19 protein-coding genes and 1 tRNA gene are annotated in these 17,577 nt (G+C 73.4%); 4 read left to right on the top strand and 16 right to left on the bottom strand.

Annotated elements, in window-relative coordinates; genetic code table 11:
• The first annotated feature begins 84 nt into the window (after positions 1-84).
• Both DSZ44_RS03205 and DSZ44_RS03200 read left to right on the top strand, forming a co-directional pair.
• Positions 85-927, top strand: a complete 843-nt coding sequence (locus DSZ44_RS03205) for an alpha/beta hydrolase (RefSeq protein ID WP_110851107.1) — start codon at positions 85-87, stop codon at positions 925-927.
• A gap of 35 nt (positions 928-962) precedes the next feature.
• Positions 963-1,784, top strand: coding sequence for an alpha/beta fold hydrolase (locus DSZ44_RS03200; RefSeq protein ID WP_110851106.1), 822 nt, complete (start codon positions 963-965; stop codon positions 1,782-1,784).
• 27 nt (positions 1,785-1,811) lie between these two features.
• On the opposite strand, the gene DSZ44_RS03195 is transcribed toward DSZ44_RS03200, so the two are convergent.
• The 7 genes from DSZ44_RS03195 to DSZ44_RS03165 all read right to left on the bottom strand — a co-directional run bounded on the left by DSZ44_RS03195 (position 1,812) and on the right by DSZ44_RS03165 (position 8,078).
• Positions 1,812-2,585: a group I intron-associated PD-(D/E)XK endonuclease gene (locus tag DSZ44_RS03195; protein WP_110851105.1), complete on the bottom strand. Its 774-nt coding sequence runs from the start codon at positions 2,583-2,585 to the stop codon at positions 1,812-1,814.
• Between the two features lie 158 nt (positions 2,586-2,743).
• Positions 2,744-2,817, bottom strand: a tRNA-Pro gene (locus DSZ44_RS03190).
• Between the two features lie 149 nt (positions 2,818-2,966).
• Positions 2,967-3,326: a hypothetical protein gene (locus DSZ44_RS03185; protein WP_110851104.1), complete on the bottom strand. Its 360-nt coding sequence runs from the start codon at positions 3,324-3,326 to the stop codon at positions 2,967-2,969.
• Positions 3,327-3,544: 218 nt separating this feature from the next.
• Positions 3,545-4,573 carry a hypothetical protein gene (locus DSZ44_RS03180; protein WP_110851103.1) on the bottom strand — a complete coding sequence of 343 codons (1,029 nt, stop codon included), beginning with the start codon at positions 4,571-4,573 and terminating at the stop codon, positions 3,545-3,547.
• Entirely contained in the window at positions 4,573-6,054 is a 1,482-nt protein-coding gene (gene der, locus DSZ44_RS03175) for a ribosome biogenesis GTPase Der (RefSeq protein ID WP_110851102.1), read from the bottom strand. Before der ends, DSZ44_RS03180 begins: the two co-directional genes overlap by 1 nt.
• Before the next feature lie 51 nt (positions 6,055-6,105).
• The gene (locus DSZ44_RS03170) at positions 6,106-6,795 is read right to left on the bottom strand and encodes a response regulator transcription factor (RefSeq protein ID WP_110851101.1); all 690 of its coding nucleotides are present in this window, start codon (positions 6,793-6,795) and stop codon (positions 6,106-6,108) included.
• Complete coding sequence (locus DSZ44_RS03165; protein ID WP_110851100.1) at positions 6,765-8,078, bottom strand: sensor histidine kinase; 1,314 nt, start codon at positions 8,076-8,078, stop codon at positions 6,765-6,767. Before DSZ44_RS03165 ends, DSZ44_RS03170 begins: the two co-directional genes overlap by 31 nt.
• 129 nt (positions 8,079-8,207) lie before the next feature.
• Here DSZ44_RS03165 and DSZ44_RS03160 point away from each other — a divergent pair, with 129 nt between their 5' ends.
• Together DSZ44_RS03160 and DSZ44_RS03155 are read left to right on the top strand one after the other, a co-directional pair.
• Positions 8,208-9,104 (top strand): ABC transporter ATP-binding protein, encoded by an 897-nt coding sequence (locus DSZ44_RS03160; RefSeq protein ID WP_181424516.1) that lies wholly within the window; start codon positions 8,208-8,210, stop codon positions 9,102-9,104.
• Positions 9,101-9,889 carry an ABC transporter permease gene (locus DSZ44_RS03155; RefSeq protein ID WP_110851098.1) on the top strand — a complete coding sequence of 263 codons (789 nt, stop codon included), beginning with the start codon at positions 9,101-9,103 and terminating at the stop codon, positions 9,887-9,889. The genes DSZ44_RS03160 and DSZ44_RS03155 overlap by 4 nt, the downstream gene beginning before the upstream one ends.
• Before the next feature lie 288 nt (positions 9,890-10,177).
• Here DSZ44_RS03155 and DSZ44_RS03150 read toward each other — a convergent pair whose 3' ends face one another.
• The 9 genes from DSZ44_RS03150 to xerD all read right to left on the bottom strand — a co-directional run bounded on the left by DSZ44_RS03150 (position 10,178) and on the right by xerD (position 17,577).
• Positions 10,178-10,885 (bottom strand): lysophospholipid acyltransferase family protein, encoded by a 708-nt coding sequence (locus tag DSZ44_RS03150; RefSeq protein ID WP_110851097.1) that lies wholly within the window; start codon positions 10,883-10,885, stop codon positions 10,178-10,180.
• Positions 10,882-11,592 (bottom strand): (d)CMP kinase, encoded by a 711-nt coding sequence (cmk, locus tag DSZ44_RS03145; RefSeq protein WP_110851096.1) that lies wholly within the window; start codon positions 11,590-11,592, stop codon positions 10,882-10,884. The genes DSZ44_RS03150 and cmk overlap by 4 nt, the downstream gene beginning before the upstream one ends.
• Positions 11,589-12,710, bottom strand: coding sequence for a prephenate dehydrogenase (locus tag DSZ44_RS03140; protein ID WP_110851095.1), 1,122 nt, complete (start codon positions 12,708-12,710; stop codon positions 11,589-11,591). The genes cmk and DSZ44_RS03140 overlap by 4 nt, the downstream gene beginning before the upstream one ends.
• A gap of 64 nt (positions 12,711-12,774) precedes the next feature.
• On the bottom strand, positions 12,775-13,521 hold the full coding sequence (locus DSZ44_RS03135; RefSeq protein WP_110851094.1) for a pseudouridine synthase: 747 nt from the start codon (positions 13,519-13,521) through the stop codon (positions 12,775-12,777).
• Complete coding sequence (gene scpB, locus DSZ44_RS03130) at positions 13,518-14,138, bottom strand: SMC-Scp complex subunit ScpB (RefSeq protein ID WP_110851093.1); 621 nt, start codon at positions 14,136-14,138, stop codon at positions 13,518-13,520. The genes DSZ44_RS03135 and scpB overlap by 4 nt, the downstream gene beginning before the upstream one ends.
• Positions 14,131-15,021: a segregation and condensation protein A gene (locus tag DSZ44_RS03125; protein WP_181424515.1), complete on the bottom strand. Its 891-nt coding sequence runs from the start codon at positions 15,019-15,021 to the stop codon at positions 14,131-14,133. The genes scpB and DSZ44_RS03125 overlap by 8 nt, the downstream gene beginning before the upstream one ends.
• Positions 15,008-15,874, bottom strand: a complete 867-nt coding sequence (locus DSZ44_RS03120) for a ParA family protein (RefSeq protein ID WP_110851091.1) — start codon at positions 15,872-15,874, stop codon at positions 15,008-15,010. The genes DSZ44_RS03125 and DSZ44_RS03120 overlap by 14 nt, the downstream gene beginning before the upstream one ends.
• A gap of 220 nt (positions 15,875-16,094) precedes the next feature.
• Positions 16,095-16,433, bottom strand: a complete 339-nt coding sequence (locus tag DSZ44_RS18940; RefSeq protein WP_110851090.1) for an antitoxin — start codon at positions 16,431-16,433, stop codon at positions 16,095-16,097.
• Between the two features lie 172 nt (positions 16,434-16,605).
• The gene (xerD, locus tag DSZ44_RS03110; protein ID WP_220035064.1) at positions 16,606-17,577 is read right to left on the bottom strand and encodes a site-specific tyrosine recombinase XerD; all 972 of its coding nucleotides are present in this window, start codon (positions 17,575-17,577) and stop codon (positions 16,606-16,608) included.

The following is a 17,577-nucleotide window of genomic DNA, read 5'->3' as shown; positions in this document are numbered from 1 at the left end:
CGGGTGCGATCTCGGTCGTCGTGCGGTGCGACGACAGTCAGCTGACTGATGCCCCGGCCGCGGGCACCTTCCTAGCGTTCTCCTATGAGACCACCGACCCCCGACACCGTCGTCCTCGTCCACGGCTTCTGGGTGACGCCCCGCAGCTGGGAGGACTGGAGGGCTCACTATGAGGCCAAGGGCTTCCGGGTCCTGGCGCCGCCCTACCCGGGCTTCGAGGTGGAGGTGGAGGCGCTCAACGCCGACCCCTCCCCCATCGCGTCCGTCACCGGGGCTGAGATCGTCGGCCACCTGATCTCCGTCGTCCGCGACCTCCCCACGCCGCCGATCATCATCGGCCACTCCGCCGGTGGCGCCTTCACCCAGGTCCTGCTGGACCGTGGCTGCGGAGCGGTCGGCGTCGCCCTCAGCTCCGCTCCGACGGAGGGGGTGCGCACGACGCCGCTGTCCCAGGTGCGGTCCACCTTGCCCGTGCTCCGCTCGCCCGCCAACCGGCGGAAGGCGGTCCCCCTGACCTTCGAGCAGTTCAGCTACGCCTTCACGAACGTCGGGTTCACCTCGTCCCAGGCGCGCCGGGCCTACGAGCGCTACGCGATCCCCGCCTCCGGCGGCACGCTGTGGAACGGCGTGCTGGCGAACTTCCGGCCCGGCCACCAGGACATCTGGGTCGACTACCGCAACGCCGCGCGCCCGCCACTGCTCTTCCTCTCCGGCTCGGACGACCACATCATGCCGCCGTCGGTCCAGCGGGCCAACGCGCGCAAGTACCGCGCTCCCGGGACCCTGACCGAGCACGAGACCTATCCGGGGCGTGCCCACCTCATGACCTCCCAGGACGGCTGGGAGGAGATCGCCGACCACGCCCTCGAGTGGGCGCTCGCCCACGCCGGCCACCGCGAGGACAGCCCACGCAGGCACGCGGTCTGACCGCCACCCGCCCGCTCGACACGAAGGAGACAGCCATGCCCGTCGTCACGACCCCGGACGGCCTCGAGATCTTCTACAAGGACTGGGGCGACGGTCCTCCCGTCGTCTTCAGCCACGGCTGGCCGCTCAACGCCGATGCCTGGGACCGTCAGCTCAAGGCCGTGGCGGATGCCGGCTTCAGGGGCATCGCCCACGACCGGCGGGGACACGGCCGTTCCACGCAGACCTACGACGGCAACGACATGGACCACTACGCCGACGACCTCGCGGCGGTGTTCGAGGCGCTCGACCTGCGCGACGCCGTCCTCGTCGGCCACTCGACCGGCGGCGGTGAGGTGGTGCACTACCTGGCGCGGCACGGGTCCGAACGCGTCAACCGGGCGGTCCTGCTCGGCGCAGTCCCGCCGCTCATGCTCCAGACGCCCGAGAACCCCGAGGGCACCCCGCTCGAGGCGTTCGACGGGATCAGGGCCGGCGTCCTCGCCGACCGCTCGCAGTTCTACCAGGACCTGTCCGTGCCGTTCTACGGCGGCAACCGTGACGGTTCCGACCTCTCCCAGGGCGTTCGTGACCAGTTCTGGCGGCTGTCCATGCAGGCCGGCCTCGCGCCCGCGTACGACTGCATCGCCCAGTTCTCCGCCGTCGACTACACGGCCGAGCTCCGCGCGATCACCATCCCCGTCCTCGTCGCGCACGGGGACGACGACCAGATCGTCCCCTTCGCCGCCTCCGCTCCCAAGACGGCGGAGCTGCTCGCCGACGCCACGCTCACGGTGTACCCGGGCGCGCCGCACGGTCTCCACGGTGCCTTCGAGGAGGAGTTCACGGCGGACCTGCTCGCGTGGCTCGCGGGCTGAGAGAGGGCGGACGCAGGACGAGGTACGTCACTCAGCCGCCTGCTCGAACCCCTCCCACTGGGCTGAATGTTCTGACGTAGGAAATGGAGGAAGTCGGTACTGCTCGTACGCGCTCAGATGGACGGCTTGACGCCCGCCTACTGCCGGGAACGGAATCAGGTACATGCCGAGACTGCCGTCGATGACGAAGAATGCGTCGATCTCGTCCGGCTTGTACGTCCGACGCTGCTTACCCGTGGTCGAGAGATAGACCTTCCAGCCGCCCTGCGTACGTACGGTCGTCGTTTTGACTTGAATGCGCCGCATGCCCGCGTCGCCGTCGACGACAAGGTCATAGCGCGCGGGCTCCAGTGGCCACGAGACGTCGTCTCCGCAGAGAATGAACCACGCTGCGGCGAGGAGTGGACCGGCACGCCGGAGATGGGAGGCGCACGGACGACTCTCGGTCGCACTCGGAAGGGATGGAGCGGTCCCGTCGAGATGCGAGACGTCGATGCCGAGGCGCAGCGCGTGTCCCTTCAGCACGTCGAGTGAACCCGGCATCAACCCGAGGAGCCTGAGCGCCTCAGGCCACCCGTGGGCTTCACCGAGAGCCTTGCGGAGATCGCCCTCCTGCCATCGGAACTGGCGGTGGAAGTGGCTGTAGTCGAGGTCGAGATGATCAGCCTGTGCCCGAGCGCAGGCGATAGCCCGCGACGACGTACCACTCAGGCCAAGCTCGCGGAGGACACCGCGCCACGAGTGGCACCGGCTCACCGCGGCTGTGAGCTCCTCATCGGTGTACGTCTGTTGCCCCACCATGGACTGACGGTAGGACGGCCCTCTGACACCGGATCTCGAAAGTGCGTCGGCGACAGCACTCCTGAGAGACGGGCGTGCACCGAGTGATGACGGGCCACAAACCGAGAACGACCAAAGCGCGACACCGTGTGATCAACAGTGCCGCGCCTCAGAAAACGTCGGGCTGGCGGGATTTGAACCCACGACCCCCTGACCCCCAGTCAGGTGCGCTACCAAGCTGCGCCACAGCCCGTGTGGCTCGCGAACGAACCTCGAGAAGGTTACCCCAGAGACGGGCTGGATCAGAAACTGCGACGGGCCGGTGTGCGCGGCGTCACGCTCGCCCACCGGCGACGCCGGACCCCCGCGGGCTGGGGGCCGCGCGCCGTGTGGGCACCCGGCTCACAGGAGCGCGAGCATCGCGTCGAAGTTCGTCACCACGTAGTCCCGCACGGTGTCGGGAAGCTCGCTGAACTTCTTCTTGGTGTGCTTCTTGTGCGCGCCGCCCTGCTCCGACTTCTCGGGGCGCGCGTCCTTGAACTCCAGCCCGTCGCGCGTGAAGAAGTAGTGGATCCGCTCGCCGTCGAGGGTCACGTGCGGCGTCGCGGTCGAGAAGTTGAAGTGGTACCGGTTGCCGTTCATGCTCCAGTGCACGTAGCCGCCGTCGACCCAGACGTTCACCCCCGCGATGAGGACCCGCTGCACGACGACGGTCGCGGCCCGGTTCCCGGCCGCTCGCTGCAGGTCCAGGACTCCCCTCACGCTGACGTTCCTGCCTACCTCAGAGGTTCCGGGCGAACGGACCTCGCGCGGATCGGGACGCTGCCTGGCCACCGCCGGGGCTGCGCTCTCCTCCGTGCCGGCGTGCTGCTGCGCCACCATGAACCGCTCCCCGCAGAGTAGGACTGGACCCACCAAGGGCACCGACGCTACAGCGGTCGATCCAGCCGGCCCATGGGCCGGAAGGGCAGTCTGGAGTACTACGCCTGGTGGACGCCGCCCTGCCCCGTCTGCTCCAGACGGACCTTCTCCGCCTGGACGACGCCGAGCCCGAGCAGCGCGATCGCCATGACCGCCGTGGCCGGCCACGGGTCGAGCCGGTACAGCCCCACCACCGTGACGAGCAGCTGGAGCGTGAACGCCCGCCGCATCCACTGGAAGGCGTCGTAGCGGTCCCGGCCCAGCAGCGTCCACGCGCGCGCCGCGACCGCGACGACGAGCACCGAGGATGCGGCCGCCGCCCACAGCGACCAGGCGGGCGCGCCGTCGTCGGCGGTGAGCATGACGACGACGCCCCCTCCCAGGGCGAGCACGAGGAGCGCACCCGCCACCGCCGTCGTCCACGAGCCGCGCACGACGCCACGGAGCAGGCTGCGGACCTTGCGGGTGGCAAGCTCGAGCGGGTCGGGGAGCTCGCTGTGGTCGTCGGGGACGGCGGCGAGCAGCGCCTCGACCTCCTTCTCGCCCCGGCCACCGCTCCCCTGCCGCAGCAGCTCACGGGCCACCTCCCGGCGCTGCGGGCTCAGCCCGCCCGCCAGCCCGGCGACCGCATGGTCCGCGGCGGCCGCGAGCTGCTCGCTCGGGTGCGGCGGACGGCGCCCGTGGAGCACGTCGGCGAGGACGACGAGCGCCACCAGCGTGACGTACATGACCATCGGCGCCGGCTGGAAGAAGTAGTCGTTGTCCTGGGTGAGGAACTTGCCCACCTCGTCGATGAACAGGCCGAAGCCGACGCCGCCCAGGAAGGCGACAAGGGGCCGGATGACCGGCCCGGCGAAGGACAGCGCGAGCACCATGGCCAGCGCCATGAACAGCCCGCCCCACAGCACGTGCGCCACGTGCAGCGTCTCCCCGCCGACCTGCGGGAAGCCGGTGAGCTGGAGGAGGCCACGCGTGGCGACGATCGTCACGACCGTCGTCAGCACGAAGCCGAGGACGTGCTCACCGGCACGCGGGTCCCGGGGCAGGCCCCACCGCAGCAGGACGTGACGCCGGGACACCGCGGCCATCAGCGGCGCCGCTTCTCGCGCACGCGCACGCTGATCTCGATCGGCGTGCCGACGAAGCCGAACTTCTCCCGCAGCTTTCGCTCGATGAAGCGGCGGTAGCCGTGCTCGATGAACCCGGTCGCGAAGATGACGAAGCGCGGCGGGCGGCTGTCGGCCTGCGTCGCGAAGAGGATGCGCGACTGCTTGCCGCCGCGCACCGGGTGCGGGTTCGCCGCGGTGAGCTCACCGAGGAAGGAGTTGAGCTTGCCCGTGGATATGCGGGTGTCCCAGCCGCCCAGCGCGGTGTCCAGCGCCTTGGTGAGCCGGTCGACGTGCCAGCGCGTCTTGGCGGAGATGTTGACGCGCGGCGCCCACTGGATCTGGACGAGGTCCTGCTCGACCGCACGCTCCAGGAGGTGGCGCTGGTCGTCGTCCATGAGGTCCCACTTGTTGTAGGCGATGACGAGCGCGCGCCCGGCGTCGATGACCTGCTGGATGACGCGGGTGTCCTGCTCGGTCAGCGGGACCGAGGAGTCGATGAGGACGACGGCGACCTCCGCCTTCTCCAGCGCCGCCTGCGTGCGCAGCGAGGCGTAGAAGTCCGCGCCCTTGGTCTGGTGCACCCGGCGGCGGATGCCTGCGGTGTCGACGAGCCACCACGGGCGGTCGCCGAGGAGGACGAGCTCGTCCACAGGGTCGCGGGTGGTGCCGGCGACGTCGTCGACGACGACGCGCTGCCGGCCGGCGATCGCGTTGAGAAGGCTGGACTTGCCGACGTTCGGGCGCCCGACGAGCGCCACCCGCCGCGGCCCGCCCTCGGGCAGCGGGGAGGCGACCCCGGACACCTCCGGCAGCACCGCCATGGCGGCGTCGAGCACGTCGCCCGAGCCTCGCCCGTGGAGCGCGGACACCGACCACGGCTGGCCCAGCCCGAGGGACCACAGCGCCGCGGCGTCCGACTCCTGCGCCGGTGAGTCGACCTTGTTCGCGACGAGGACCACCGGCTTGCCGGACTTCCGCAGCATGCGGACGACCTGCTCGTCGGTGCTCGTGGGGCCGACGGTCGCGTCGACGATGAACATGACGGCGTCCGCCATCGCGATGGCGATCTCGGCCTGCTCGGCCACGCGCGCGTTGAGCCCGGCGGCGTCGTGCTCCCAGCCGCCGGTGTCGACGAGCATGAAGCGGCGCCCGGCCCACTCGGCGGGGTAGCTGACGCGGTCACGGGTGACGCCCGGGACGTCCTGGACCACGGCCTCGCGGCGGCCGAGCACGCGGTTGACCAGCGTGGACTTGCCGACGTTCGGGCGGCCGACGACGGCCAGCACCGGCAGCGGTGCCTCCCGGCGGTCCTCGGCGGGGGCGTCGTCGGCGGACGCGAGGAGGGCGGCGTCCTCCTCGTCCAGCACGTAGTCGGACAGCCCGGCTCGCAGGGCCGCGGCGCGCTGCTCCTCGTCGGCCGGGGTGGTCGGGAAGTCCTCGGTGTCACTCACGCCGGCCATTGTCGCGTGTCCGGGCCTCCCCGCGCTAACCGCCGCGCGCGGGGCGGCCGCTCAGGTGAGGCCGGCGTCGTGGACGCACAGCGCGATCTGCACCCGGTTGCTCGCCTCGAGCTTGGTGAACAACCGGCCGATGTGTGTCTTGACGGTCGCCAGCCCGAGGTACAGCTCGGCCGCGATCTCGGCGTTGGACAGCCCCCGGCCGATGGCGATCGCCACCTCCCGCTCCCGGTCGGTGAGCCGGGAAACCCGCTCGCTGGCCTGCTTCTCACGCGTGTCGTCCGGGGTGCGGGTGGCCGCGGTGATGACCTGGGCGGTGACGCTCGGGGAGAGCATCGGCTCCCCTCGCGCGACCCGGACGACGGCGTCGACCAGCTCGGCGGGCGGGGTGTCCTTGAGGAGGAAGCCGGCCGCCCCGTGACGCAGGGCCGTGAGCACCATCTCGTCGGTGTCGAAGGTCGTGAGGACGATGACGCGTGCGTTGGAGCCGCGTTCGGTCAGCCGCCGCGTCGCTGCGAGCCCGTCCAGGCCGGGCATGCGGATGTCCATGAGGACGACGTCCGGTCGCTCCCGCTCGACGACGGTCAGCCCCTCGTGCCCGTCGCCCGCCTCCCCGACGAGCTCGACGACGTCGCTCCCGCCGAGCATGAGCCGCAGGCCGGTGCGGACCAGGGCGTCGTCGTCGACGACGACCACGCGCACGCGCGACGCGCTCACCGGCTCTCCTCCCACGGCAGCCAGCATCGCACGGTGAAGGAGCCGTCCGGCCCCGACACGTTCTCGAGCACGCCGCCGGCGAGCGCGACCCGCTCGGCCAGGCCGACGAGGCCGAACCCGCTCCCGGGTGCCGCCGGCACGGGCCGACCCCACACGGGGGGCCCGTTGTGGACCTCCACCGTGAGCAAACCGCCCGGTCCCCCGGCCAGGTGGACGACGACGTCGCTCCCCGGCGCGTGCTTGCACGCGTTGGTCAGTGCCTCCTGCACGACGCGGTACGCGGTGCGCGAGGTGGTCGCCGGGAGGTCCACGAGGGCGCGCAGGTCCCCGCCAGGAAGGCCGGCCGGGTCCAGGACCGCCTCGACCTGCACGCGGGCGCCGTCGACGAGCTCGCGCACCTGGGTGAGGAGCGGCTGCGGCGGCTCGGCCGGGGCGCCGTCGTCGGGAACCGGCGTGCCGTCGGCACGCAGCACACCGAGCACCTCGCGCAGCTCGCTCAGCGCGAGGTGCGCGCTGCGCTGGATCACGTCGGCCGCCTCGGCGGTCTCCTCCCGGGACAGGTCGGTGCGGTAGGCGAGGGCACCAGCGTGCATGGCGACGAGCGAGATCCGGTGGGCGAGCACGTCGTGCATCTCGCGCGCGATGCGGGTGCGCTCGGCCCCGCGGGCCGCGTCCGCCTTGGCCGCCTGCTCCCGCTCGGCAGTCTCCGCGCGCTGGCGCAGGGTCGCGACCAGCTCCCGGCGGGCGCCGATGTAGAAGCCCGTGGCCACACAGGTGCCGATGATCCCCATCGCGAGCCCACCGGCGAGGGCTGCAAAGCCGACCGTGGCGCCGTCGTCGGCGATGCTCGACCGCCAGACGAGCTCGTAGAAGACCGTGGCGCCGGTCCAGACGGCCACGACGGGCACGACCCAGCGCCACCGCCGCCACGTCGACACCGACACCGCGGCGACCACCCCGGCCCCCACGGCGGAGGCGGAGACGCCCGACATCGCGCCGGCGAGGGTCGCGACGAGCACCGGGTGGCGGCGACGCAGCGGCAGCATCGCGAGGGCCGCCAGCCCGAGCAGCGCGTCGAGCACGAGTGCTCCACCGATCCGGGCCTCGACGTCCTCGGGCAGCGGCGCACCGTCCACCGGAAGGAAGTCAGCGGCCACCGAGACCCACAGCACCAGGGCGATACCGGAGGCGGCGAGGTACCGCCAGATCCGGGACCACGGCCGCAGGGCGGGCGGCCGGCTCGGCGCGTCGACCGGAGCGCCCGCCGCCCGGGCCGGCAGCGCGGGTGCAGGAGGAGCGGCGGGGTGCATGGGACCAGCCTAGGGACGGCGAGCCGGCACCCGGTCCACCGGTGGGCCCGCCGTCGTCAGCCGAAAGGTTGACCCGTCCGAGCCGGACCGCCGATCCCCGTGCGCTCACGGGACGGGAAGGTGGACCCCATGATCACCGCAGAGCACCTCACCCGGCGATACGGCACCCGCGCCGTCGTCGACGACGTCTCCTTCACCGCCCGGCCCGGCCGGGTCACCGGCTTCCTCGGCCCCAACGGTGCCGGGAAGTCCACCACCATGCGCATGCTCACCGGCCTCACCACGCCGACGTCGGGACGCGCCACCATCCTCGGCTCGCCGTTCCGCGAGCTCGCCAACCCCGGCCGCCGGGTGGGGGTCCTCCTCGACGCCTCCGCCCAGCACGCCGGGCGCACCGGCCGTGAGGTGCTCCACCTGTCGGCCCGCCTCATGGGGCTGCGTCCCGGACGGGTGGAGGAGGTCCTCGCCACCGTCGGCCTCACCACCTCGGAGGCGGGTGCGCGCACCCGCACCTACTCCCTCGGCATGCGTCAGCGCCTCGGCCTGGCGCACGCGCTGCTGGGCGAGCCGGAGGTGCTCATCCTCGACGAGCCCGTCAACGGACTCGACCCGGCCGGCATCCGCTGGATGCGGGCGCTGCTGGGCGACTTCGCCGACGCCGGCGGCACCGTGCTCCTGTCCTCCCACCTCCTGCGCGAGGTCGAGGCCGTCGCCGACGACCTCGTCATCATCGGCAGCGGCCGCGTCGTCGCGCAGGGCAGTGTCGAGGAGCTCCTCGCCACCCCGGGGACGCAGGTGCACAGCCTCGACGACGACTCCCTCGCCCGTGCGCTCACCGCCGCCGGGCACGAGGTGACCCGCGCCGGCGCCGGCCTCACGACGTCGGCCACCGCGGAAGAGGTCGGACGGACCGCCCTGGGCGCCGCCGTCGTCCTCACCGACCTGCGTCCCTCGGCCGCCACCGGCCTGGAGGACCTGTTCTTCGACACGACCGCCCAGCACGGGCGAGAGGAGGCCGCAGCATGAGCGCGACCACGACGACCGCCCGCCCCACGACGACCCGCACCGCTCCCCCGCCCGTGCCCTTCACCCGGCTCACGCTCGTCGAGCTGCGCAAGCAGGTCGACACCCGCGCCGGGGTGTGGCTGCTGGCGGTGATCGTCCTGCTGAACGCCGGGCTCATCGCCCTCGTCCTGTTCACCGGGGAGCCGGAGCAGCGCACGTGGCAGGAGCTCACCATGGCGTCCTCGCTCGCCCAGCTCCTGCTGCTCCCGCTCATCGGCATCATGGCGGCCACCGGCGAGTGGTCCCAGCGGACCGCGCTGACGACCTTCACCCTCGAGCCGCGCCGCACCCGGGTGAACGCCGCCAAGCTCGTCTCCGCGCTCGGCCTCGGCGTGGCGGTCATGGCCGCCGCGCTGCTGGCGGGGGCGCTGTTCAACGTCGTCGGGATGGTGGCGCTGGACGGCGACGGGTCCTGGGCCATGGAGTGGTCGGTCCTCGGCGGGATGCTCCTCGCCCTGCTGCTCCTCGTCTCGCAGGGCCTGGCCTTCGGGCTGGCGTTCCTCAGCACGCCGGTCGCGATCGTCGCCTACCTCGCGCTGCCCACGCTGTGGTCGCTGCTCACCATGCTCGTCGACGCGCTGCAGGAGCCGGCGAAGTGGCTCAACCTCGACTTCTCGATGACCGCCCTCATGGCCGGGGAGATGACGGCGACGACGTGGGCCCAGCTCGCGACGTCGGCCGCCGTGTGGATCGGGGTGCCCCTCGCCGTCGGCCTGTGGCGCACCGCCCGCCGCGACGTCAGCTAGCACCCACCCCCACCCCCACCCCCCTCCGCCCTCCCCCCTCGCGCCTCTCTTGCCCCGAGCGCTGACTTGTTACCGACCCGACGTCCGTAACAAGTCAGCGCTCGGCGCAGCGAGGGGGCGCGTGGCCGTCGGGTGCCGGCGCCGGCCGCCACGCCCGCTGGAAGGCGGCCCTCCCCCACACGCGCCGAGCGCTGACTTGTTACCGACCCGACGTCCGTAACAAGTCAGCGCTCGGCGCAAGGGGTGAGGGGGCGGGGGTGGGCGAGAGGGGGCGGGTTGGTGCGTGTGTCAGTGGGTGGGGAGGGGGATGCCGGTCTGGCGGACGGCGTCCTCGACGTGCGCGGCCAGGCCGCGGTGGATCTGCTCCATGGCCCGGGTCATCACCTCGCGGTTGCCGCCCTCACGCTTCTCGGTGTCCAGGACGATCGGCTCGCCGAAGACGATGTGGAGGCGCGAGCGCGGCGGCGGGACGTACCCGACCTTCTTGCCGGCGGGCCGCGTGCCCAGGCACGCCACCGGCACGACCGGCGCGTTGCCGTGCACGGCGAGCCACGCGACGCCCGCCCGGGTGGACTGGACGTTGCCGCTGCCCCGGTTGCCCTCGGGGAAGATCCCGACGACGCGCCCCTCGTGGAGCATCTGCTGGGCGACGGCGAGTGACGCCCGCCCGTTCCGCCGGTCCACCGGGATCTGCCCGGCGAGCGTCATGAGGAAGCCGAGCGGGGAGTCCCAGAACTCCTGCTTGATGATGAAGTGCGAGCCGCGCGGGACCGCGCCGTGCAGCAGCGGGCCGTCGATGACGCCGGTGTGGTTGGAGGCGATGATGACCGGCCCGGTGCGCGGGACGTTCTCCGCGCCGTAGACCTTGGTGCTCCACCACACGTGGTCGAGGAACTGGCCCACGCGGCGGGACCAGACCGGACCCCAGCGGTGGATGTCCTCGGCCTTGACCCGCGAGCCGCGCGAGGGCTGCGCCGCGGGCCGCGCGGTGCTCACTGCTCCTCCTGCCGGGCCTGGGCGACGACGCGCCGGACCACGGCGAGCGTCTGGTCGATGTCCAGGGCCGAGGAGTCGATGGTGACGACGCCGTCGGCGGCGGTGAGGAAGGTGGAGACCGTGGAGTCCTGGGCGTCGCGACCGACAACCTCGTCGCGGGTCGCGGCGATGGCCCGGTCGTCCACGGTGCCGTGCAGCTCACGGGCGCGGCGCGCCAGGCGCGCGGCCTCGTCGGCGGTGAGGAGGATGCGCACGTCGGCGTCGGGGGCGACGACGGTCGTGATGTCGCGTCCCTCGGCGACGATCCCGCGGCCCCCGCTGTGCCCGCCGGGCCGCCGCTCGGCGGCGATGATGGCGCGCTGCCGCTCGCGCAGCTGGGCACGCACGTCGAGGTTCGTCGCGACCGCGGACACGACCGAGGAGATCTCCGACAGCCGGATCGCGGCGGTGATGTCGACGCCGTCGCACGTGATCGTCGGGTCGCCCGGGTCCACGCCCATGTCGAGCGGCATCACCTCGGTCGCCGCGGCGACCGCGGCGGCGTCCGTGAGCTCGACGCCCCGGCGGCGGCACCACCACGTCGCGGCGCGGTACATCGCCCCCGTGTCGAGGTAGGCCAGGCCCTCCGCGGCGGCGAGCCGCCTGCTGATCGTCGACTTCCCCGAGCCCGAGGGCCCGTCGATCGCCACCGTCACCGGTGCGGTCATTCCGCCACCACTCTCCATCCGCGGGTCGTCAGCTCCTGCTCCAGCCCGGCAGCCGCGGCCGGCACCACCGACAGGTGGGCGATGCCCACCCGGGCGCCGGCCGAGTGCTCGAGCAGGAGGTCCTCGATGTTCACGCCGATCTCGCCCACCTCACCGAAGAGGCGGCCCAGCTCACCGGGCTCGTCGGGGACGAGCACCTGGACGGTCGCGTAGCGGCGCGGCGCGCCACCGTGCTTGCCCGGCACCCGCCCCACGCCGGTGTTCCCGGCGGAGACGACGGCGCTCACCGCCCCCATCGCGCCGGGCGCCAGCGGCCCCTCGGCGGCGGCGCGGTCCAGGCCGGCGATGAGCGCGTCCAGGTCGGCGCGCAGCTCGCGCAGGCCCGCGGCGACGGGCCCGGCGTTGCCGGCGAGGATCGCGGCCCACAGCCGCGGGTCGGACGCGGCGATCCGGGTGACGTCGCGCAGCCCCTGCCCGGCGAGGGACAGCGCCGCCTCGGGCGCGTCGACGAGCCGGGACGCGACGAGCGACGCCGCCAGCTGGGGGATGTGGGAGACGAGGGCGACGGCGTCGTCGTGCTCCTGCGGGGCGAGCGGGACGGGCAGGGCGCCGAGGTCGAGCGCAAGGCCGCGCACGGCGGCGGTCGCCGCGGCGGAGGCGCCGTCGTGGGCGGCGATGACCCAGGGCCGGCCTGCGAAGAGGTCCGCGTCCGCGGCGACGGCGCCGGAGCGCTCCCGGCCCGCCATCGGGTGGGAGCCGACGTACCGGGCGCGGGCGCCGTCGTCGGCCCCCGCGGCGACCTCGGCGGCGATGACGGCCTTGACGCTGGCGACGTCGGTGACGACGGCGGCGGGGTGGCGGCGGAGCATGTCGAGGACGACCGGCCCGGCGACGTCGGGCGGGGTGGCCACGACGACGACGACGGGCTCGGGGCTCGCGTCGTGGACGGGCTCACCGGCGCCCATGTCGCGCGCGAGGGCGAGGGCGGAGGGCGAGGCGTCGGAGAGCTGGACCGGCACGCCCTGGCCGCTGAGGCACAGCGCGATGCTCGTCCCGAGCAGCCCGGTGCCGACGACCTGGACGGGGCCCGTCGTCAGGGGTGCCGCCTGGCTCGTCACGCTGCTGCTTCCTCCCTGCCCGCGGGCCGCCCGGCGCGGCGCCCGGGACAGAGTACCGTCCGGCTCACAGGCCGACGCTCGACATCAGCGTGCCGAGCTCGGTGCCCGAGATGACGCGCGTGTGGCCCGGCTTGAGCTGGCCCAGGCGCACGGTGCCGAAGCGGGTGCGCACGAGGCGGGTCACCGGGTGGCCGACGTGCTCGAGCATGCGGCGCACGATGCGGTTGCGGCCCTCGTGCAGCTCGATCTCGACGACGGACGCGCGCGGCGTGGTCTCCAGGACCGTGAAGCGGTCAGCGCGCGCCGGGCCGTCCTCGAGGCGGATGCCCTCGCGCAGCCGGCGGCCCAGGGCGCGCGGCACCTCGCCCTCGACGGTGGCGACGTAGGTCTTGGCCACCTCGTAGGAGGGGTGCGCGAGGCGGTGGGCGAGCTCGCCGTCGTTGGTGAGGAGGATGAGCCCCTCGGTCTGCTCGTCGAGGCGCCCGACGTGGAAGAGCCGCTCGGCGCGGTCGGACACGTACTGGGACAGGTCCGGGCGGCCCTGCTCGTCGCTCATCGAGGAGACGACGCCGGCGGGCTTGTGGAGCGCCAGCGTCACCCTCGTCTCGTCGAGCTGGAGCCGCACGCCGTCGACGTGGATGACGGCGGTGGCCGGGTCCACGCGGGTGCCGAGCTCGTCGACGCGTTGCCCGTCGACCGTCACCCGCCCGTCGGCGATGAGGTTCTCGCAGGCGCGTCGGGAGCCGTAGCCCGCAGCGGCGAGGACCTTCTGCAGGCGGGTGCCGCCGGGCTGGTGCACGTCGGTCGTCATCGCAGGTCTCCCTCCAGGTCGTCCAGGGTGTCGAGGTCGGGCAGGTAGGGGGCGAGCGGGGGCAGGTCGGCGAGCGAGCCGAGCCCCATCCGCTCGAGGAAGTGGGAGCTGGTCCGGTAGAGGACCGCGCCGCCGTCGTCGTCGTGGCCGGCCTCCTCGATGAGGCCGCGCGCGAGGAGGGTACGGACCACGCCGTCGACGTTGACGCCGCGGATCGCGGCCACCCGCCCGCGCGAGACGGGCTGGCGGTAGGCGATGACGGCGAGCGTCTCGAGCGAGGCCTGGGTGAGGCGGGCGGTCTGTCCGTCGACGACGAAGCGGCCCACGACGTCGGCGTAGGCGGGCGCCGAGTACACGCGCCACCCCCCGGCGAGCTCGCGCAGCTCGAAGCCGCGCGGGCGCCCGCCCCGCTCCCCCGCGTAGTCCGCGGCGAGCTCGGTGAGCAGCTCGGTGACCTGCCCGGTGGGCAGGCCGAGGACGCTGGCGAGCTGGGCGGCGGGCACGGGCTCGTCGATCACCATGAGGATCGCCTCGAGCGCGGCGAGGTGCTCGCGCGGCATGGCATCGTCGGGGACCGGCTCGTAGCGCGGCGCCCCCGGCTCGGTGGCGTCAGTCATCGCTCGTCCCCTCCTCCTCGTCCTCGTCCTCGTCCGTGGCGTCGTAGTCGTCGGCGACGACGACGTCGCCCTCCTCGCTGCCCGACCACCGTACGGTGAGCTCGCCCAGCGGCTGCGCCTGGTCGAAGGTGATGGCGCCCTCACGGAACAGCTCGAGCAGCGCGAGGAAGCGGGAGACGACGACGGCGGTCGACTCGGCGTCGGCGGCGAGCGCGCGGAAGGTGGTGCTGCGCTGCCGGCGGAGCCGGTCGACGATGAGGGCCGCCTGCTCGCGCACCGGCACCACCGGCGCGTGGAGGTGCCCCAGGTCCACCTGCGGCGGCCCGGGGCGCGGGGCGAAGGCGGCGGCAGCGAGCTGCGCGAGGCGCTCGGGACCGACGCGGATGACGAGCTCGGGCAGCAGGGCCGCGAAGTGCGGCTCGAGGCTCACCGAGCGCGGGAAGGAGCGGGTGCCCACGGCCCAGCGGCGCTCGAGGTCGGCAGCGACCTCCTTGTACGCGCGGTACTGCAGGAGCCGGGCGAAAAGGAGGTCGCGGGCCTCGAGGAGCTCCAAATCCTCCTCGTCCTCGACGCTGCCGCGCGGCAGCAGGCGGGCGGCCTTGAGGTCGAGCAGCGTCGCGGCGACGACGAGGAACTCACTCGCCTGCCCGAGGTCCCACTCGGCCTGGCCGGCGAGGTGGGCGATGAACTCGTCGGTGACCTTCGCCAGCGCGACCTCGGTGATGTCGAGCTTGTGCTTGGCGATGAGGGAGAGCAGGAGGTCGAACGGGCCGGAGAAGTTCTCCAGCGTCACCGCGAAGGCGGTGCGGCTCTCCGGTGCGGCGCCGGCGGCCGCGGGCTGCGGGTTCGGGGGTGCGGCCGCGGCCGCCTCAGGCGACGTCACCGCGGGCGACGAGCTCACGGGCCAGGCGCCGGTAGGCGTGCGCACCGGGGTGGGTGGGCGCGTAGCTCGTGATCGGCTCGGTGGCGATGGTGGCGTCGGGGAACTTGATCGTGCGGTTGATGATCGTGTCGAACACGCGCTCCCCGAAGCCCTCCCGGACCCGTTCGAGGACCTCGCGGGCGTGCAGGGTGCGGCCGTCGTACATCGTCACGAGGATGCCGTCGAGCTCGAGGCGCGGGTTGATCCGCTCGCTCACCTTGTCGATCGTCTCCATGAGGAGGGCGACGCCGCGCAGCGCGAAGAACTCGGCCTCGAGCGGGATCATCACGCCGTGCGCGGCGGTGAGCGCGTTGACGGTGAGCAGGCCGAGGGAGGGCTGGCAGTCGACGAGGATGAGGTCGTAGTCGTCAAGGACCGGGCGCAGCACCCGGGTGAGCGCCTGCTCGCGGGCGACCTCGGTGACGAGGGTGACCTCGGCCGCGGACAGGTCGATGTTCGCCGGGACGATGTCGAGGTTGTCGATCGCCGTCTCGTGGATGATCTCCCGCACGTCCGAGCGCGGCTCCATGAGCACGGAGTAGATGGTGCGGTCCAGCTCGTTGGCGTTGACGCCGAGGCCCGCGGAGGCGGCGCCCTGCGGGTCGAAGTCGACGATGAGGACACGACGGCCGTACTCGGCGAGCGCGGCGCCGAGGTTGATCGTCGTCGTCGTCTTGCCGACCCCGCCCTTCTGGTTGCACATCGCGATGATGCGCGCCGGTCCGTGGGAGTCGAGCGGCGCCGGCTCGGGGAAGTCGGCGACCTGCCCGTCGCCGGAGGCGTCGATCAGGGTCGGCTGGTGTGCGTCGCTCACCCCTCCACGTTAGTTCGCCGGAGCCGTCCGAAGCGAGCGGCACGCGGAAGCGTCCCCGTGTTCGACGTCCCCCCGTGCCCGGCGCCCCCCTCTCGCCGGCTTGCAACCCCGCCGACAGCGGGATCCCTCCATCACGCCGACGGCCGACGCCCTCCCGAGCGCGGGCGCTCGTCGGAGGTCGTCGGCCGTCGGTGCAGAGGTGAAGCGGTCTGTGACGGAGTCAGGCGCGGTGGCGGCCCGTGGACTCCTCGGGGCCGGGGCTCTCCGCGCCGGCGGCCGTGGTGCCCGAGCCGTGCCCGCTGCCGCCGGCGTTGCCGACGGCGTTGACGCCGTCGCTCCCGCCCGTGCCGTGCGTGGTGGTGCTCGTGGGGCCGGTGTCCGTGGTGCCGATCCGATCGTCGGCGGCGTCCCGGCCCTGCTGGATCTTGTCGGCGTGCTTGCCTCCGGTCGCCTTGTTCGCGAGGTCCGCAGCGCCGTCGAGCACCTTGTCGCTCGTCTGCTCGCCCTTCTCGCTGCTCAGGGCATCCTTGGCCTTCTTGGCCATGTCTCCGAGTCCCATGGGTCCTCCTCGGTCGGGGTGCAGCCAGGATGGGCGCCCGCGGCCGGGCCCGCACGTCGGAGCGCCGGCGGTAAGTGCGCTGTCGGCGGTAAGTGCGCTGTCGGCGGTAAGTGCGCTCTCGGCGGGAGGTGCGCTGTCGCGGCTGGGAGGGGCGGTCCCGAAGCGTGGCTCGTCAGGCGTGGGCGCGGGGGTGGGCGGTGGCGTAGACCTCGCGCATCGCCTGGACGGTCACCTGGGTGTAGATCTGCGTCGTCGTCACCGAGGCATGGCCGAGCAGCTCCTGAACCACGCGGACGTCGGCACCGCCGGCCAGCAGGTGGGTGGCGAAGGAGTGCCGCAGCGTGTGCGGGGAGACGTGCTCGCCGAGCCCGGCGCGCGCACCGGCGGTCTGGAGCACCGCCCACGCGCTCTGCCGGCTCAGCGGCCCACCGCGCTGGTTGAGGAACAGTGCCGCCGTCCCCCGGCCCGCGCGCGCTAGCTCCGGGCGGGCACGCACGACGTAGGCCTCCACCGCCTCGATCGCGTAGCGGCCCACCGGCACCACCCGCTCCCGGCGGCCCTTGCCGAACAGGCGCACCGTGCCGCCGTCGAGATCGAGATCGTCGGCGGACAGGCCGACGGCCTCGCTGATCCGCGCCCCGGTGCCGTAGAGCACCTCGAGCAGCGCCCGGTCGCGCAGCGGCACCGGCCCCTCGCCGAGCGAGGCTGCCTCGAGCAGCCGCTCGACGTCGTCGGTGCTCAGCGCCTTGGGCAGCCGCCGCGACGTCGCGGGGGCGCGCACGTCGGCGCTCGGGTCGTGGGCGGCCTGCCCCTCGAGCACCGCGAAGCGGTGCCACCCGCGGACGGCGACGACGGCGCGCCCCGCGGACGAGACCGCCAGCGCCCGTCCGCCGTCGGACCCGGTGCGCAGCGCCTCGACGTACTCGGCCACCTCCGTCGCGACCACCTCCCCCAGCTCCCGGCGTCCGCGGGCCGTGAGGTAGGTGGCGTAGCGGCTGAGGTCGCGCCGGTAGGCGGACAGCGTGTGCTCGCTGAGCCCGCGCTCGACGCCGAGGTGGGCGAGGTACTCCTCCAGGGCGCGCTCCAGCGCCGGTGCGGTCGAGGGCCCCGGCCGCGCGGCAGACGTCGTCGTCGTGCGCGTCAC

Source organism: Georgenia satyanarayanai (assembly GCF_900116375.1).
In the GTDB taxonomy this organism is placed as follows: Bacteria; Actinomycetota; Actinomycetes; order Actinomycetales; family Actinomycetaceae; genus Oceanitalea; species Oceanitalea nanhaiensis.
The sequence above is the reverse complement of the archived record's forward strand: the minus strand, read 5'-3'. Positions and strand labels throughout refer to the sequence as shown.

Excerpts from the sequence above, each read along its gene's own strand:
- DSZ44_RS03205 (WP_110851107.1), top strand. The coding sequence starts at position 85 with ATGAGACCACCGACCCCCGACACCGTCGTCCTCGTCCACGGCTTCTGG.
- DSZ44_RS03200 (WP_110851106.1), top strand. The coding sequence starts at position 963 with ATGCCCGTCGTCACGACCCCGGACGGCCTCGAGATCTTCTACAAGGAC.
- DSZ44_RS03195 (WP_110851105.1), bottom strand. The coding sequence starts at position 2,585 with ATGGTGGGGCAACAGACGTACACCGATGAGGAGCTCACAGCCGCGGTG.
- DSZ44_RS03180 (WP_110851103.1), bottom strand. The coding sequence starts at position 4,573 with ATGGCCGCGGTGTCCCGGCGTCACGTCCTGCTGCGGTGGGGCCTGCCC.
- der (WP_110851102.1), bottom strand. The coding sequence starts at position 6,054 with ATGGCCGGCGTGAGTGACACCGAGGACTTCCCGACCACCCCGGCCGAC.
- DSZ44_RS03170 (WP_110851101.1), bottom strand. The coding sequence starts at position 6,795 with ATGCTGGCTGCCGTGGGAGGAGAGCCGGTGAGCGCGTCGCGCGTGCGC.
- DSZ44_RS03165 (WP_110851100.1), bottom strand. The coding sequence starts at position 8,078 with ATGCACCCCGCCGCTCCTCCTGCACCCGCGCTGCCGGCCCGGGCGGCG.
- DSZ44_RS03160 (WP_181424516.1), top strand. The coding sequence starts at position 8,208 with ATGATCACCGCAGAGCACCTCACCCGGCGATACGGCACCCGCGCCGTC.
- DSZ44_RS03155 (WP_110851098.1), top strand. The coding sequence starts at position 9,101 with ATGAGCGCGACCACGACGACCGCCCGCCCCACGACGACCCGCACCGCT.
- cmk (WP_110851096.1), bottom strand. The coding sequence starts at position 11,592 with ATGACCGCACCGGTGACGGTGGCGATCGACGGGCCCTCGGGCTCGGGG.
- DSZ44_RS03135 (WP_110851094.1), bottom strand. The coding sequence starts at position 13,521 with ATGACGACCGACGTGCACCAGCCCGGCGGCACCCGCCTGCAGAAGGTC.
- scpB (WP_110851093.1), bottom strand. The coding sequence starts at position 14,138 with ATGACTGACGCCACCGAGCCGGGGGCGCCGCGCTACGAGCCGGTCCCC.
- DSZ44_RS18940 (WP_110851090.1), bottom strand. The coding sequence starts at position 16,433 with ATGGGACTCGGAGACATGGCCAAGAAGGCCAAGGATGCCCTGAGCAGC.